Origin of the sequence: Rossellomorea orangium (genome assembly GCF_019334305.1) — a bacterium.
Classification (GTDB): Bacteria; Bacillota; Bacilli; order Bacillales; family Bacillaceae_B; genus Rossellomorea.
In genome coordinates this window covers 136,181-152,605 of the sequence record NZ_JAHWGH010000025.1, presented here as the reverse complement: position 1 = coordinate 152,605, position 16,425 = coordinate 136,181, and the positions used below count along the sequence as shown (strand labels likewise).

General features: G+C 39.5%; 12 protein-coding genes. 8 read left to right on the top strand and 4 right to left on the bottom strand.

Going from position 1 to position 16,425, the window contains the following annotated elements; all coding sequences use genetic code 11:
- The first annotated feature begins 5 nt into the window (after nucleotides 1-5).
- From KYJ26_RS21915 to KYJ26_RS21885, 7 genes are all read left to right on the top strand, one after another.
- Nucleotides 6-905, top strand: a complete 900-nt coding sequence (locus tag KYJ26_RS21915) for an ABC transporter substrate-binding protein (protein ID WP_219170024.1) — start codon at nucleotides 6-8, stop codon at nucleotides 903-905.
- A 195-nt stretch (nucleotides 906-1,100) separates the two neighbouring features.
- Nucleotides 1,101-1,508 (top strand): CoA-binding protein, encoded by a 408-nt coding sequence (locus KYJ26_RS21910; protein WP_226674687.1) that lies wholly within the window; start codon nucleotides 1,101-1,103, stop codon nucleotides 1,506-1,508.
- 278 nt (nucleotides 1,509-1,786) lie between these two features.
- Entirely contained in the window at nucleotides 1,787-3,757 is a 1,971-nt protein-coding gene (gene parE / locus KYJ26_RS21905) for a DNA topoisomerase IV subunit B (protein WP_308807584.1), read from the top strand.
- Nucleotides 3,758-3,760: 3 nt separating this feature from the next.
- Nucleotides 3,761-6,199: a DNA topoisomerase IV subunit A gene (gene parC, locus KYJ26_RS21900; protein ID WP_219170022.1), complete on the top strand. Its 2,439-nt coding sequence runs from the start codon at nucleotides 3,761-3,763 to the stop codon at nucleotides 6,197-6,199.
- A 264-nt stretch (nucleotides 6,200-6,463) separates the two neighbouring features.
- Nucleotides 6,464-7,888, top strand: coding sequence for an alanine/glycine:cation symporter family protein (locus KYJ26_RS21895; RefSeq protein ID WP_219170020.1), 1,425 nt, complete (start codon nucleotides 6,464-6,466; stop codon nucleotides 7,886-7,888).
- Between the two features lie 179 nt (nucleotides 7,889-8,067).
- Entirely contained in the window at nucleotides 8,068-8,832 is a 765-nt protein-coding gene (locus KYJ26_RS21890; RefSeq protein WP_219170018.1) for a hypothetical protein, read from the top strand.
- A gap of 63 nt (nucleotides 8,833-8,895) precedes the next feature.
- Nucleotides 8,896-9,354, top strand: coding sequence for a staygreen family protein (locus KYJ26_RS21885; protein WP_219170016.1), 459 nt, complete (start codon nucleotides 8,896-8,898; stop codon nucleotides 9,352-9,354).
- A gap of 534 nt (nucleotides 9,355-9,888) precedes the next feature.
- On the opposite strand, the gene KYJ26_RS21880 is transcribed toward KYJ26_RS21885, so the two are convergent.
- Nucleotides 9,889-10,860, bottom strand: coding sequence for an LAGLIDADG family homing endonuclease (locus KYJ26_RS21880; RefSeq protein ID WP_219170014.1), 972 nt, complete (start codon nucleotides 10,858-10,860; stop codon nucleotides 9,889-9,891).
- Between the two features lie 269 nt (nucleotides 10,861-11,129).
- Here KYJ26_RS21880 and KYJ26_RS21875 point away from each other — a divergent pair, with 269 nt between their 5' ends.
- Nucleotides 11,130-11,666, top strand: a complete 537-nt coding sequence (locus KYJ26_RS21875; protein WP_219170012.1) for a ribonuclease H-like YkuK family protein — start codon at nucleotides 11,130-11,132, stop codon at nucleotides 11,664-11,666.
- Between the two features lie 705 nt (nucleotides 11,667-12,371).
- Here the strand turns inward: KYJ26_RS21875 and KYJ26_RS21870 are convergent.
- The 3 genes from KYJ26_RS21870 to KYJ26_RS21860 all read right to left on the bottom strand — a co-directional run bounded on the left by KYJ26_RS21870 (nucleotide 12,372) and on the right by KYJ26_RS21860 (nucleotide 15,672).
- Nucleotides 12,372-12,755 carry a hypothetical protein gene (locus tag KYJ26_RS21870; RefSeq protein WP_219170010.1) on the bottom strand — a complete coding sequence of 128 codons (384 nt, stop codon included), beginning with the start codon at nucleotides 12,753-12,755 and terminating at the stop codon, nucleotides 12,372-12,374.
- Nucleotides 12,756-12,789: 34 nt separating this feature from the next.
- On the bottom strand, nucleotides 12,790-13,206 hold the full coding sequence (locus tag KYJ26_RS21865; protein ID WP_219170008.1) for a hypothetical protein: 417 nt from the start codon (nucleotides 13,204-13,206) through the stop codon (nucleotides 12,790-12,792).
- Nucleotides 13,207-13,863: 657 nt separating this feature from the next.
- On the bottom strand, nucleotides 13,864-15,672 hold the full coding sequence (locus tag KYJ26_RS21860) for a peptidoglycan D,D-transpeptidase FtsI family protein (protein ID WP_219170006.1): 1,809 nt from the start codon (nucleotides 15,670-15,672) through the stop codon (nucleotides 13,864-13,866).
- Nucleotides 15,673-16,425 lie beyond the last annotated feature (753 nt).

Below are 16,425 nucleotides of genomic sequence, written 5' to 3'. Positions count from 1 at the left end.
TAAGAATGAAAAAGACATTACAGCCTTTCATATTATTAATCGTATTATCCATCGTAATCGCAGGTTGCGGAAATAATGGCGGAAAAGATACTATCACGGTTTCAGGAAAAATGTGGACGGAACAGTTTATTCTGACTCAAATGATGGCAGAACTGCTCAAAGAAAAAACAGATTTGGATGTGAAAGTTGAAGAAGGTTTAGGGGAAGTCTCGATCCTTACACCTGCTCTTGAGAAAGGCGACATTGACGTTTATGTGGAATATACAGGTACTGGCCTTGAAGCTGTACTGAAAGAACAAGCCAAGAAAGGTGCCTCAGCAGATGAAATCCTTTCACAAGTGAAGAAAGGATACGAAAAAAAGTTTGATGTTACCTGGTTGAAGCCATTAGGTTTTGAAAATACGTATACTCTCGCCTATACAGAGGATCAGGATTTTGATGCTAAGACTTTCTCTGACCTTGTGCCTCTTTCGAAGGAATTGAGCTTCGGTGCACCCCATCAGTTCTATGAGCGTGAAGGGGACGGATACGATGCCTTCTCTAAAGCATATGGATTCGAATTTAAAGAGAAGGAAAGCTTTGATCCGAACATAATGTATGAAGCGGTTAAAAACGGTGATGTAGACATTATTCCCGCGTTTACTACAGATGGGAGAATACAACGTTACAACTTGAAAACAACGACGGATGATAAAGGATTCTTCCCTCCATACGATGCTGCGCCAATCATTCGTCAAGAAGTACTGAAAGAACATCCTGAAGTAGAAAAAGTGCTAAATGAATTAGCAGGAAAGATCTCTGAAGAAGAGATGAGTGAGTTAAATGCCAAAGTCGATATGGATAAGCAGGATCCTAAGGACGTAGCGCGTGATTTCCTTATTTCTAAAGGGTTGATCAAAAAGTAAGGATAAGAGAAGTGTCAGGTATGGAAAGAGGAGCAGGCTGTTTGATAAAACGCTACCTTACTCCCCCTGACACTTCCTTTTATTTAGACAATTTTATAAATTTTTGAAAAATTAAAGGGAAATATGGTATAAAAGAAGAATAGGACTTAAGAAACAGTTAAAGAATAGAAGGCAATGAAGGAGTTGAGAACATCTATGGAAAATCCATCCCGTCATGAAATAGGAAACATACTCAAACAATCCAAACGTATTGCAGTGATCGGTTTAAGTGATAATCCAGCACGCACATCTTATATGGTTTCTAAGGCGATGCAGGACCAGGGGTATGATATCATTCCAGTGAACCCCACGATTGAGTCGGCTTTGGGGGTCAAGGCTGTATCTTCTCTCCAGGAAATTGATGGACCGATTGATATCGTTAACGTATTTCGACGGTCAGAATTTTTGCCACAAATAGCAGAAGAATTTGATAAAATTGATTCTAACGTATTTTGGGCACAACTTGGGGTAGAGAATGAAGAGGCTTATCGCTTTTTAAAGGAACGAGGGTATACAGTTATTATGGATCGCTGTATTAAGGTTGAACATGCTTTAACCAAATAATTCTCACTCGTAACAAGCGGCTCTCACCGCTTGTTTTTTTACGGACTGTCCATACTTAAATCAGGATGAGTAACAAGGGATATTTAAACCAGATCACGGAAATACCATTTGCGAAAATCAAATAAAACGCTACAATATAGCATAGTAGTTTACCTCAAAATGACCAATACAGGTAAACGAACAAACGTTCTTGTGTTATAGTTAATTAATACATAACCAATAATAGCTTACAAGAACCCACATATTATGGTTAGAGAAGTTTTGAAAGGGGAATGTTCGTGGCCAACCAGAATAAGACCATGGATTACAATGATGATGCCATACAAGTATTAGAAGGCTTAGAAGCCGTCCGTAAGAGACCTGGTATGTATATAGGCTCTACAGATTCAAGAGGATTGCATCATTTAGTATACGAAATTGTCGATAACTCGGTTGATGAAGCGCTGGCAGGCTTCGGGAACGAGATTATTGTTACGATACATAAGGATAATAGCATCTCTGTGCAAGATAAAGGTCGGGGTATGCCAACAGGGATGCACAAGCTTGGAAAGCCGACTCCTGAAGTAATCTTGACTGTTCTTCATGCCGGAGGAAAATTTGGTCAGGGTGGTTATAAGACAAGTGGTGGACTGCATGGCGTTGGTGCCTCAGTTGTTAACGCTTTGTCTGAATGGCTTGTTGTCACAATAGAGCGTGACGGGATGAAATATGAACAGCGCTTCTTGAATGGCGGAAAACCTGAAACTACTCTCGAGAAAATCGGTAAAACAAAAAAATCCGGCACATGTATTCATTTCAAACCCGATCCTGAGATTTTCAGTACGATCACTTATAATTACGAAACGCTTTGTGAGCGTCTAAGAGAATCCGCCTTCCTGCTTAAAGGGTTAAAGATTGAAATCATCGATGAACGACATGATCAAAAAGAAGTGTTCCACTTTGAAAGCGGAATTCAGGCATTCGTTCAATACTTAAATGAAGAAAAAGACGTCCTTCATAACGTAGCTTTCTTTGAAGGGGAGCATCATACGATTGAAGTGGAATTTGCATTTCAATTTAATGATGGATTTTCGGAAAACATCCTTTCGTTCGTAAACAATGTACGTACGAAAGACGGCGGAACCCATGAAGCCGGTGCTAAGACGGCAATGACCCGGGTCTTCAACGAGTATGCACGGAAAGCAGGTATCCTGAAAGATCGTGATAAAAACTTAGAGGGTACTGATATTCGTGAAGGTCTCGCAAGTATCGTATCCGTCCGCATACCGGAACACCTTCTTCAATTTGAGGGTCAAACGAAAGGAAAGCTTGGAACAAGTGAAGCAAGATCCGCAGTGGATGCTGTCGTATCGGAACATCTCCTCTATTTCTTGGAAGAGAATCCTGAGACAAGCTCCCTCCTCATTAAGAAGTCCATAAAAGCCGCTCAGGCCCGGGAAGCAGCTCGTAAAGCCAGGGAAGATGCGCGGAACGGGAAGAAGAGAAAGCGTTCAGAAACAGTTCTTTCCGGGAAATTAACTCCTGCGCAATCGAGAAATCCACAGCGGAATGAACTTTACCTAGTGGAGGGTGACTCAGCTGGTGGCTCTGCCAAACAAGGGCGTGACCGTAAATTCCAGGCCATCCTCCCTTTAAGAGGAAAAGTCATCAACACAGAAAAGGCAAAGTTACAGGATATTTTCAAAAATGAAGAAATCAATACGATCATTCATGCGATCGGGGGCGGAGTCGGACCTGAATTCAATGTGGACGACATCAATTATGACAAAATCGTCATTATGACCGATGCCGATACGGACGGTGCTCATATACAGGTCCTACTGTTGACCTTCTTCTACCGCTACATGAAGCCGTTATTAGAAGCCGGGAAAGTGTATATTGCCCTTCCTCCCTTATACAAGGTGAGCAAGGGAACAGGAAAGAAACAGAAGCTTGAATATGCTTGGACGGATGATGAGCTTCAAGGGGCCATTTCCAAAGTCGGGAAGGGTTATATGATTCAGCGCTATAAAGGGCTTGGGGAAATGAACGCCGATCAGCTCTGGGAAACGACGATGGACCCAGAAACTCGTGCATTGATACGCGTACGTATAGACGACGCTGCACGTGCTGAACGCCGTGTGACTACGCTTATGGGAGATAAAGTAGAACCACGCCGTAAATGGATTGAAAGCAATGTTGCCTTTGGTTTAGAAGAAGACGGAAGCATATTGGAAAACGAAAACATTACGGTCGCAGAGGAGGGGTAATACATGACAACAGTGGAAAGATATCAAGATTTACCTCTGGAAGAGGTGCTTGGCGACCGATTTGGACGTTATAGTAAATATATTATCCAGGAACGTGCATTACCTGATGCACGGGACGGATTGAAACCGGTACAAAGACGTATTCTTTACGCAATGTATGTAGATGGGAACACACAGGAAAAAGGATTCCGGAAATCAGCGAAAACCGTTGGTAACGTAATTGGTAACTATCATCCACATGGTGACACATCTGTCTATGATGCCATGGTCCGTATGAGCCAAACGTGGAAGGTCCGCAACTACCTGGTTGAAATGCATGGAAACAACGGTAGCATTGACGGTGATCCACCAGCAGCGATGCGTTATACAGAAGCACGCCTTTCTGCGATTTCCATGGAGCTCTTGCGTGATATCGATAAAAAAACAGTGGACTTTGTTCCAAACTTTGATGATACATCAAGTGAACCTACCGTTTTACCGTCACGTTTCCCGAACCTTTTAGTCAACGGCTCTACTGGTATTTCGGCAGGATATGCAACCGACATCCCGCCTCATCACCTGGGTGAAGTCATTGATGCCGCCATCATGCGGATGGAAAAGCCGGATAGTACTGTAGATGACCTTATGACCGTCTTAAAGGGACCTGACTTCCCTACAGGCGGTATCATTCAAGGGGTAGATGGCATAAAGAAAGCCTATGAAACCGGAAAAGGAAAAGTCGTAGTACGAGGGAAAGCGGATATTGAGAATATCCGTGGAAGTAAACAGCAGATTGTCATAACGGAAATTCCTTATGAAATAAATAAAGCGAATCTCGTTAAGAAAATGGATGAATTCCGCGTAGATCGTAAAGTGGAAGGGATTGCAGAAGTACGGGATGAAACCGATCGCGATGGAATGCGCATCGTGGTAGAGTTAAAGAAAGATGCAGATGCAACCGGTGTTCTGAACTATCTCTATAAGAACAGTGATCTTCAAATCACTTATAACTTTAATATGGTTGCCATACATAACCGTCGTCCTAAACTTATGGGACTCCGTGAACTATTGGACGCGTACATTCAGCACCAAAAAGAAGTGGTGACCAACCGTACGAAGCACGATTTAAATAAAGCGAAGGACCGCCAGCACATTGTCGAAGGTCTGATGAAAGCCCTGTCTATTTTAGACCAGGTCATTGCAACAATCCGTGCATCGAAAGACAAGCGGGATGCAAAGGATAACTTAATTCAAAAATTCCAATTCACTGAAGCCCAATCAGAAGCGATTGTCAGTTTGCAGCTATACCGCTTAACGAATACAGATATCACAGCACTTCAAGCGGAAGCGGAGGAATTGGCGAAAACGATTGCAGAATTAACGGCTATCCTTGAAAGTGAAAACAAGCTTTATAGTGTCATTAAAAAAGAACTTAAGGGCATTAAGAAGCAATTCGCTGACGCCAGAAGGACTCAAATCGAAGATGAAATCGAAGAAATCAAGATCAACCTTGAAGTTCTGATAGCGAGCGAAGATGTCATGGTAACAGTGACACGTGATGGTTACATGAAACGAACAAGCCTTCGTTCCTATTCTGCATCAAACGGCCAGGATCTTGCCATGAAAGAAACAGACAGGCTCCTGGGACAATTTGAAATGAATACAACCGATGTCCTCCTGGTGTTTACAAACAAAGGGAATTACATCTATTGCCCAGTCCATGAGCTTCCGGATATCCGCTGGAAAGACCTTGGACAGCATGTAGGAAACATCGTGCCGATCGATCGGGATGAACAGGTTCTCAAAGCGATTCCGATTAAAGAATTTGATCCGGCACACTTTTTACTGTTTGTGACGAAAAACGGTATGATCAAGAGATCTGAACTGCCTCAATATAAAGCGCAGCGTTATTCACGTCCACTTGTAGGGATTAACCTAAAAGGTGACGATGAGCTCGTGGAGGTACACTTGACGGACGGGTCACATGATGTATTCATCGCAACACATTTAAGCTATGGACTATGGTTCTCAGAAGAAGATGTGAATATAGTAGGACCAAGAGCAGCGGGAGTGAAAGGGATTAACCTTAAGGAAGACGATTTTGTTGTATCGGGTAAAATCGTGAAAGATCCAACCAAGGATTATATTTTCTTAGCAACCCAGCGTGGGGCCGTGAAGAAAATGAAATTAGGCGAATTCGAAAAGACATCCCGTGCCAAACGCGGAGTCATTATGCTTAGAGAATTGAAATCGAATCCACATCGAGTCGTGAGTATAGAAGTTGTGAAAGATACGGACAAAGTAGGACTGATTACGAAAAAAGGCAAGTATGAAGAGGTACAGATCACAGATCTCAGACCAAATGACCGCTATTCGAATGGATCATTTGTGATTGACGAGGGAGACAGCGGATCTGTTTGTGAAACGTGGACAGAATCATTGCTGCCTGAAACAAAAGAATAGCATCCATCTAAACGACCAGAAGAAATTCTGGTCGTTTTTTATCTGATTGAGAACACATTTTTGAATAACTCGTGCATATTCATTCATAATTGTTGTACAATGCCCACATAGAATTGTACAACAATAAATATTCTTTCAACAATATGAATTTATCAGTTGAAGGAACATCTTATTTTTGATAGATTAAAACAGTGTCTGAATGGGTAAACATACATAGGTTCATACATTATTTGTCATAAACAAAAACAACTGGGGGGAACATTTATGGATTTATTAACAAGTATAGTAGGTACCTTGAATGATTATATGTGGTCATACATATTGATTGTGGCTTTAATCGGACTTGGATTATACTTCTCGGTACGAACTAGGTTTGCACAGTTCCGTTATTTAGGTGAGATGGGGCGACTGTTAACTGACAAAACGACCATTTCTTCAGAAGGAAAGCGAGGAATCTCTTCTTTCCAGGCTTTCACAATCAGTACGGCTTCTCGTGTCGGTACAGGTAACCTTGCCGGTGTTGCGACAGCCATCGCAGGTGGAGGACCTGGAGCTGTTTTCTGGATGTGGCTCATTGCCTTACTGGGTGGGGCAACCAGCTTCGTAGAAAGTACACTTGCTCAGATTTACAAAGTGAAAGACGGAAAAGACGGCTACCGCGGTGGTCCTGCTTATTACATGGAAAAGGGATTGAATGCACGTTGGATGGGTATCCTATTCGCTGTCATCATCACTTTCTGCTTCGGTCTTGTATTTAACTCCGTCCAATCGAATACGATTTCACTTGCTATGGAAGAAGCGTATTCATTCGATCGGATGACTGTCGGCATCATTCTGGCCGTGTTAACTGCACTTGTTATCTTCGGTGGAGTCAAGAGGATCGCCAGTGTCACACAAATTGTCGTGCCGATCATGGCCGTCCTTTATCTGATTCTTGCTTTCTATATTCTGGTCACCAATATCACCATGCTTCCAGATATGTTTGTTGTCATCTTTGAAAATGCATTCGGTATTCGTGAAGTAGCAAGCGGTGGAGTCGGAGCAGCCATCATGATGGGAATCAAACGCGGTCTATTCTCAAATGAAGCCGGTATGGGTAGTGCCCCGAACGCTGCAGCATCTGCCGGTGTCACACACCCTGTTAAACAAGGATTGATCCAAACTCTGGGTGTATTCACGGATACTTTACTTATCTGTACGGCAACTGCCTTCATGATCATCTTATCCGATCAATATACAACCGGGATCGATGGCATTCAATTAACACAGGCGGCCTTAAGTTTCCATGTAGGTTCATGGGCAGACACATTTGTTGCTGTCGCTATATTCTTGTTCGCTTTCAGTTCGATTATCGGAAACTATTATTATGGAGAAACCAATATCGAATTTATTAAATACAGTCCAGTCACCCTATTCATCTACCGTCTTGCGGTTCTAGGCATGGTAGTATTCGGGGCGGTTGTGAAACTGGACATCGTTTGGAGCTTAGCCGATCTATTCATGGGTCTTATGGCGATCATCAACCTGATTGCCATAACGTTACTCGCGAAGATTGCTATAGCTGCCCTAAAGGACTACAGAGAACAAAAGAGGCAGGGGAAGGATCCCGTTTTCTACTCCAACTCTATTAATGGGTTGAAAGGAATCGAAAGCTGGGAAGCTAAACCTAAGACTAAAGAACAACAATAGCAAGTCAGGACCAACCTTTAACAGGTTGGTCTTTTTATACTCTCAATGTAGGGAGGGGAAGAGCTTGCGAAATTATATTTGATTCTGGAATACTTAAAAGAAAACTCATAATGATTACATAGAATTTCCTTCTCTGGTGAAAATAATAACGAATAATTTTCAACCAAGGAGAGAGAATCATGAGAAGAGAATTACTATTTGCGTTCGGTGCTTTCTTTGTTATGTCCCTCCACGCGATAGCCGGAAACTTTTCAGCCCCACCACCAGAGAAACAGCCGGTGAATGAAATGACGGTAAAGGTTTATAAAGAAGATGTAACCGGCGATGGTAAGAAGGATATCATCACACTCAAGGCGATTCCCTATTCTCCTGACGCCCTGTTCCTTAAACAAATTTGGGCAGATATTACAACGTCCAAGGGAAGTGACATCCGAATTGATTATGAAGGCGGATACGAACCGAAAATCCAATTCGTCGACTTAAATCATGATGGAATAAAGGATATGCTGTATTCATCAGCAACGGGTGGAAGCGGGGGCCTTTACACGATGGCACTCCATACGTTGGCAGGTAATAAGCTGGTGGATATCGGATTACCTGAACCACTGACCATTACAGCGCAGTTTGAAGATAACTACATGGCCACCATTACGTTCGTCGATACTAATCAATCCTACACGATTGATTTAAGCGATAGGAAAGAGGATTACGAAAGATTGGGAATATACACCGATGGTAAATTAAATGAACCAATGGAATTAATGGTTGGCCCATATGCCTTTTTCGAACCAGCCAAGATATTTGGAAAATCTGGTAAAGGGTTAAAAGGATACCAGCAAATAAGCGGCGCTTATCATGCTGATGGCATTGGAACGGCCACTTCCTACTGGTATTATGATGATGGTAAATGGAATTTAGTAAAAATTAAGTGGAGGGAGAGCTAGGAACCGTTATTAGGCTATCGTCATACTCTGTTGTAAGCCCATTATTGTAAAGGAGGCTTACACATGAGTGAATTTAAGCCGGAAAAGTTAACCGTTCAATATGTCCCGCCTGCATCGGTTTTTTATCCAATCGATAACAGGAAATACACGTTAACGCATTCTGATTTAACTGGCGAACTATTCTTAAGCATCGGCTGCCAGTATGATGTGGAGAAGATCAACATGGCCATGAGGGACGAAGTGTTGGGAGAGTGGAAACGGAACCTTGGTCAATATACGCTTACAGGGACCGTTTATGTCAGCGGAGGGGAATTCGATCAGCAGCTTTCCAACGTACGGTTCATGATCTTCAAGAAGGAACTGCCACTGGCACTGGCTGCAATGGTGAACGGAGATAAAGGCTTTTATACGTACTATCCATGGCTACTTGATGCACCGATCATCATTTGCTTTGAATCTGTTTTCCAGGAATATCAGCAAACGCTTTATTTCGGAACACCGAGACAATATTTACTTAAATAATGCACAAGCATAGAGAGGACCATTTGCCTCTTTATGCTTTTTTCTATGGGGGGCATAATGCTGTAAGATCGTCATCGTTCATTACATTAGAAACGTTGAGTAAATGGGTGAATTTAAGCAGACGAAAAACATTATGTAAACTAATTTGTTTTTATAAAGCATAATTCACGAGCAGGTATGAACATTGACGGTCATATCCAGAATTAATCACAAATAATTAGTCAGATAATTCTATGCGGAAAAGAATATTCGTAAGAAATCGCTTTTAAATAAAAAACATATTAACGTGTGGTTAATGCTGGACAAATTCGAACGTAATGATGTGATAAATCGGTAGAAAATTTGAATATTAGACCGGATTGGTAAATTTGTTGAATTTTTTCTTCCGTCTCATTATAAACAGTATACTTATGATATGAGACTAAAAATGATAATTTCATTCAACTTCCGATAATATATATTATGGTAACTTAAAAAAAGAAATTACGTTTATTCCCCATCCTTAGTGAATGACATTAAAAAACTTCACTTTTATTAAGTGAAGTCCCTTACCACCTTTTTAACCTGATTGAATCGGTCCTCGAATTCTAAATCATTCCTCAGCCATATATCCAATGTGATTAGATCTATCCCAATTCCTTTACATGCTTTATTTTCATCAATACAATGGCTATACAACTCTAAGAAGTTCTTCTTTTTTTCTGAAATTGTTTTCGCCGTACTGATCTTATCGATAAGTTCTGTAGCTTCTAAAGATTCCTTTTCAAATTCTAAATATTTCCGTTCTAGATACATTTCTTTTTCTCTGTAGATCCAATCAGCAAACATTTTCAATGATAATCTACTCACAATGAATAATCTGTAATGATTTCTGACTAACTTCAGTTTTGTTTTGAAACCTCTCAGGTCAAATACAGACTTCATCGACAACAAAAAAGCTAAGGAATTGCCCACAAAGGTTACCGTGTACCCTTCATAGGTCACATTTCCATCCCCATCAAAATACCCTCTGACAAAATGACTCAAATACTTTTCTGGAATTTCAGGCATCTGAAGTGCATTTGATTTATCACTGGTCATTCCGTGCAGGTTCATTAGATCATATTTCATAACCTTGCTCCCAATAATGAGTGTATATACACCCGTATTATTCATCACTAACGGATGATTTGACTGAAGTTCCTCCCGAATCTGCTCCAATATATCGGGATCCTTCTGAGAAAAACAAAAAGTATGATTGCGGCTGCTGATATACCCGTCTGCAGCAAAAAAACCGAGTAAATAGGCCATATTATTGCTCCAGGTCTTAAAGTAATCCTCATTAACCCTGTATTTTCGTTTCCAGCTCCCGTGTGGAGTTCTCTCCACCTTATTCTGTTGTAACACTGAATTGATATAACGGGTGGATACATTGGCTCTCCGTGCAATATCAACCGTCTTTTCCCCTTCTTCGTACATTTGTATGATTTCAGTTATTTCCAAGGTGCATTTCTTTTTTCTTGTCATGTTAAGCACCACCTTCAATCATTGTGTATCTTCATTATACAGAACAAACGTTCGCAAGTCGAAAAACAGGCACTAAATTGAACGTGTACTTTGTAAAAATCACACACTCCCGTCAATAGCAGCATTCGGCACTGATAAGCAATGGTTGGGGGTAAAACCATTTTCGTGTACTTGTATTCCATTTCACGATAATAAATTCTTATCATAGGATATAGATAAGATTTATCCTTATATACTCAAATCGGTTAAGAAAGCTGTGGTTAGACAAGATGAAAAAAAGTCAGGATCATCACTATCCATTTCAAAATCTACAGGAAACCGGGATGTCATTTGACCAGGTCTTTGAACATATTGTGAGGTTCATGCAATCCGGTCCAAACGGTCACTATCGATTAATGGTGGGAACAGATTCTCAAGTACATCACTCACATACCACCTTCATAACAGGAATTGTGATATTAAATGAAGGAAAAGGTGTGTGGGCATGTATAAGAAAAGTGTTAATCCCAAGAAAAATGCTGCAATTACATGAGAGGATTTCATATGAGCTATCTTTATCTGAAGAGATTGTTTCTTTATTTACAGAGGAAAGAAAAAATAAGTTGATTGATATCGTTCTTCCTTATATTTATGTTGGAGCTACATTTACAATGGAAGGCCATATTGATATCGGGAATGGAAAACAGAATAAAACAAGTAAGTTTGTAAAGGAAATGGTCGCAAGAATGGAAGCAATGGGAGTCGAACCGAAAATCAAACCCGATGCCTTCGTGGCTTCTAGTTATGCCAACCGTTACACAAAATAAAGAATATTTATCTGTGCTGTCTCTCCCCCTTCAGTCCATGATGTATATTTGAATGTAAGAAATCATCTTCTCTGATGCAAATGCATTAGAAATATGACATCAGCCTAAGCATTGTGGACAAAGCTACATAGTATATAATGAGTCGAGGTTTTACTTTCGACAAATTATATAAGATAGGGGGATTTTTGATGTGGTTCCCATGTTGTAATTGGTGTGAAATAGACAGAAGAAATGATCATGATCGTTGCCGTTTTTGGGACAACTTGATGTTCACCCACTGTTCATGTGATGTTAAAGAATGTAGCAGACAAAAAAGAAAAGATGTCGAAGATGAAGTACGATGTTTCAAAATAAAAGACAAACATGAATGTGGATGTCACAAGAAAAAACCTCAACACCACAGAAATGATTGCGTATGCTTTAAAAAGCTTGAACACCAATGTAATTGTTTCCATAAGTGTCATTGCCATAAATGCAGACGTGATCACTAGGTAATAGATGAAAACATGTCTACCCATCTTGATTTAGATGGGTTCTTTTTTTATGCATTACTTAACTATCCAAAATGACAATCAACTATGTATCATGTGACACTGGTTGTGTTAACTGCAATAATCCCCTCCAGTTCTTTTAAAAAGTGCTCAAAGCTAAATGATTTGAGCACTTTTTTTATTCTTCCTTATGATTCTACATCATTATTTTTAATTAAAGTGCATCCATAGCACCAAAAACAAAGTTCCTTGAAGCTACTACTGTGCCGGTTTCCACTTCCGTCAATTGTAAAGTCATGACTCCAGCTATTGCTCTTCGTGCCATGATGGTGGTAGCAACGGTCTCATTCAATCCCAGAGGCATCGTAGCTACTCCTACAGAATTGAATTTCAATACTTCCGGTACTGTATCCACATTAATATAGATTTCAAGGTGCTTGGCTAATTTTGGGTCCGATAGATATAATACTCCACGATATTCGTTTCCTAGTTCTACTGCTTCCGCGTTAGCAGTAACAAAGAGCGGAGCAGGTGTCTGCACGTCTACAGCTAACACGGGATCCACTCCCCAGTTGACTAAATGCTGGGTGTTGGCCATATAATTCCCTCCTTTCTCCATTATTTAAAGTGAATTATGATAGATCAACAGCAGCTACAGCAAGAAACTCACTGGAAAGCACTGTTCCCGGTCCGGCCTCAATCAGCTCTACTGTTACACCGATATTTGCTTCTTCAGACACTGTCACCAGAGTGGGAATCGTTTCATTTGCCCTTACTATTCCTATGTCAGTGCGGAAAAAACCTTGGTCATTAAACTGGGCCTCGACAGGTTCTCCTTCTACAATTGCAAATACATTAATCTTTTGTGCATGGGAAGGATTCGTTAGTGTAAATTGGACTTGGAGATCTAGACCTTGTGATACTGCGGTTTCATTTGCTACTACTTGAAGTCTTGCTGCTACCTGGGTTTTGATAGGAATGATAGCATCCAATCCATATTGAACGTCATGAGCAGGAACTCCCGGGGAAATGCATTTTTTATTTTTCAATTTTTTCACCTCTCTTCTATTTATATATTATGCAACTTGCTAGATTTGGAGTAGACGTGAATAATGAAGAAAATGAAAAACCAAATTTTCAATTCTTGCGAAGGAAAAATACCAAGAAAAAAGTATTTCCCAGCATCCCTCATTTTATTTCCTTTGTTTTTCTCCATATATCTCTTATTTTCTTCCGAATATGATCATTTCTCACATATAGAACAAACGTTCTGTTTAAATTCAGTCCATACAACCCTTCCCCTCAAACTTCATATTTTCAATTACTTTATTAATTAAATTCTCCTCATTACAAGAAACATTTGTTTTTACTGCGATGCATTCTTTTATTAAGCGCTTTACGATTAAGGGCAATTCTTTTTGGGTAGTTCTGTCCTAATATAAAGGGATATACTGTAAGGTTCTGGAGGTACACACCATTTATCATAATTTCACTTCAATCACAGAACGATCTAATCGTTCTGTGATTGAATTAGAGGATTAATTCCTACTGCTTGAGAGATTCTGATAATTATTGAAGTATTCACGGAGTTTATTAATGTATTACCAGAATCCTACCCAGCTATTTTAACGTGATGTACGAATAGAGGACTGAAATGGAAAGGAAGTATTTTATATTTATTCTATAAGGAGAAAAGGGTTGCTTACTTACCTTTGTGTTTCATTTGATGTATCTGTTTCTATATGAGTAAGATACACCAGACTATCTCTCATCACAGGATTAAATATTTTTGAAACAGGAATGGATCCAATTTCTGTTGGTTGTAAATCGGGTTCTTCCACCCCTACGTAAACAATCAATTCAGGATTGTCAGCTGGAGCCATTCCCAAAAATGAAAATAAATATTCATTGGATGCAGTTAAATAACCTCCTCCGTTTGGATTTGGTATTTGGGCAGTACCTGATTTACCAGAGACTTGATAATCATACAGTTGGAAGCTCCTCCCTGTCCCTATATCGGACGTGACAGTCGAGGTTAAGTAATGACGCGTTTGATCAGCAGCTTCTTTCGTAATTGGAGTGCGGATGACTTCTGGTCGAAACTCTTTAATGATTTTATTTGAATCGCTATCAACTATCTTTGAAACCACATATGGTTTCATCATTTTTCCGCCATTAGCAATCGCTGATTCAGCTTGGATCATCTGAAGTGCTGTCACAGTGCTTCCTTGACCGAATATGGTTGTAGCCCTTTCAATTGGATTGCTGTATTGTAGTATGCCTTTTGCTTCATTCTGAAGGGAAATGCCTGTTTTATTCCCGAACCCAAATGATTTTAAATAAGTTAAATACTTTTCTGTTCCTATTTTCTCTAACAGATTAATAAAAGCTACATTAGAGGATCTTTGTAGTCCTTCTAAATATGTGATTGTTCCCCAGCCCTTCCCCCTATTCCAATCCTTTATTGGCGAAGGGTAGCCTTCTACAACAAATTGACCAGACTTATAGAATTCATTTGGCTTAAATGCCTTACTATCTATTGCGGCTGCTAGAGAGAATGATTTCATTGTCGATCCTGGTTCATAAGAACTTTCAACTATGATGTTTGACCAACTTTCACCTATCCCTTCTTTTGTATCATTATTGAAGGATGGTCTCTGAGCCATCGCTAATATTTCACCAGTAGTAGGATCAGATACGATGCCAAACATTTTTCTAGGATGGTACTCGCTATCAACGGAATTTAATGCGTCTTCTAAAATTTTTTGGATGTTTTCATCAATGGTTAAATAAACATCATCACCATGATCTGGGGGAATGATGGTCTTTTCTGTATCCGGTAATATATATCCCCAAAAGTCACTCTCATATTTGATCTGTCCATCTTTCCCAGTAAGAAATGAATTTAAGTTTTTTTCGATTCCCATGATCCCTTCGTTGATTGTTTTCCCACTCCTATTCACCTCTTCTTGAGTGATCCCTATTGTATGAGAAGCAAACATGCCTTTTGGATAGGACCTTTTATTAATCGTAATAAAGGTAATTCCAGGTAATTTTTCCTTCTCAATTTTCTCTTTTATATCGGTAGTAATTCCATTACCTCCCGCTCCCAATTCTACCTGGAACTTCCCTTCTTTATTTAATAGTTTGTAAATTTCAGTCTTTTTTAAATGAATATATCTAGACAACACATCAGCTGTCCGTTTCTTGTCGACAACATGGTTGGGCTTTTTAGGGTTAGATGTTACTGAGGCAGATAAAATCGCTATCATTTTATATGAAGGAGTGTCTTTTGCAAGAGCATGATCGTTACGATCAAATATAGTTCCCCTATTCGCTTTTAAAGTATAAATCTGTAGGTATTTACCAGATGCTTCTACAGCTAAATTTTTCCCTTCTATTTCTCCGCTAACTTGTATATAGAGAAAACGGACAAATACAATAAAAAATAGTAGTGAAAATGTGCAAAATAAAAAGGCACCTGCCCGATTCATATTTGGCGGTTTTTTATTCATTTACTCACAACCTTAACTTCTTGTTATTTCAAATTATCTGTCATACATACATTCCTTAATCTTCTTGTATACACATTTAGGTGTCCCCCCTTCATAGAAATACTGGTATGTTTTGAATCGATCACCTCTATTCATTAGTAAAGATAATTCAAAAAAAGTGTGTATAAATCTTCAAATTGTGAACCTAGATATGGAAGATTATCGAAATGAGTGTAGAGTCTATTATTGGATAATATTAGACAAAATTCTACATTTTTCTACAAATCCCAAAATATCTTATCACTTTATAAAGTATTTTAAATCCACCCTTTATACTGAGTTAAAAGCCTTATTAACGATTGTTAAGGTATTCCGAAGTTTGAGAAATGAAGCGGAAGAATAATCAAGTTCATGAGATGAATAGAACCATTAATCCTTTATGTACATTGCTTTCTTGCAAGCGATACAGGCAATTAACATGACTTATTTACAGTGTGACTTATATCAATCATCTTCTACTAATGAGGAGACAGTGTTTTGATTTTTGATCATTACATTTATGTGCCTTTATGTTCAAAAAGTGCAAATTCACCTTAAACTCATACTAAAGGCCCGCTACCTATAATCCGTCATTTTTCGCAGTCACATGAATATATTGAATATTTAACAATTAAGAAATATAGGAAAACAATGGGTCCAAAGGATTGTATTGGTAACGCTGACATTAGACCCTTCTCTCCCTTCAATGACTAATATATAGTTAGTTCGAAAGTA

What these genes read in the sequence shown, in the direction of transcription:
- KYJ26_RS21915 (WP_219170024.1), top strand. Translation starts at nt 6, where the DNA reads ATGAAAAAGACATTACAGCCTTTCATATTATTAATCGTATTATCCATC.
- KYJ26_RS21910 (WP_226674687.1), top strand. Translation starts at nt 1,101, where the DNA reads ATGGAAAATCCATCCCGTCATGAAATAGGAAACATACTCAAACAATCC.
- parC (WP_219170022.1), top strand. Translation starts at nt 3,761, where the DNA reads ATGACAACAGTGGAAAGATATCAAGATTTACCTCTGGAAGAGGTGCTT.
- KYJ26_RS21895 (WP_219170020.1), top strand. Translation starts at nt 6,464, where the DNA reads ATGGATTTATTAACAAGTATAGTAGGTACCTTGAATGATTATATGTGG.
- KYJ26_RS21890 (WP_219170018.1), top strand. Translation starts at nt 8,068, where the DNA reads ATGAGAAGAGAATTACTATTTGCGTTCGGTGCTTTCTTTGTTATGTCC.
- KYJ26_RS21885 (WP_219170016.1), top strand. Translation starts at nt 8,896, where the DNA reads ATGAGTGAATTTAAGCCGGAAAAGTTAACCGTTCAATATGTCCCGCCT.
- KYJ26_RS21880 (WP_219170014.1), bottom strand. Translation starts at nt 10,860, where the DNA reads ATGACAAGAAAAAAGAAATGCACCTTGGAAATAACTGAAATCATACAA.
- KYJ26_RS21875 (WP_219170012.1), top strand. Translation starts at nt 11,130, where the DNA reads ATGAAAAAAAGTCAGGATCATCACTATCCATTTCAAAATCTACAGGAA.
- KYJ26_RS21870 (WP_219170010.1), bottom strand. Translation starts at nt 12,755, where the DNA reads ATGGCCAACACCCAGCATTTAGTCAACTGGGGAGTGGATCCCGTGTTA.
- KYJ26_RS21860 (WP_219170006.1), bottom strand. Translation starts at nt 15,672, where the DNA reads ATGAATAAAAAACCGCCAAATATGAATCGGGCAGGTGCCTTTTTATTT.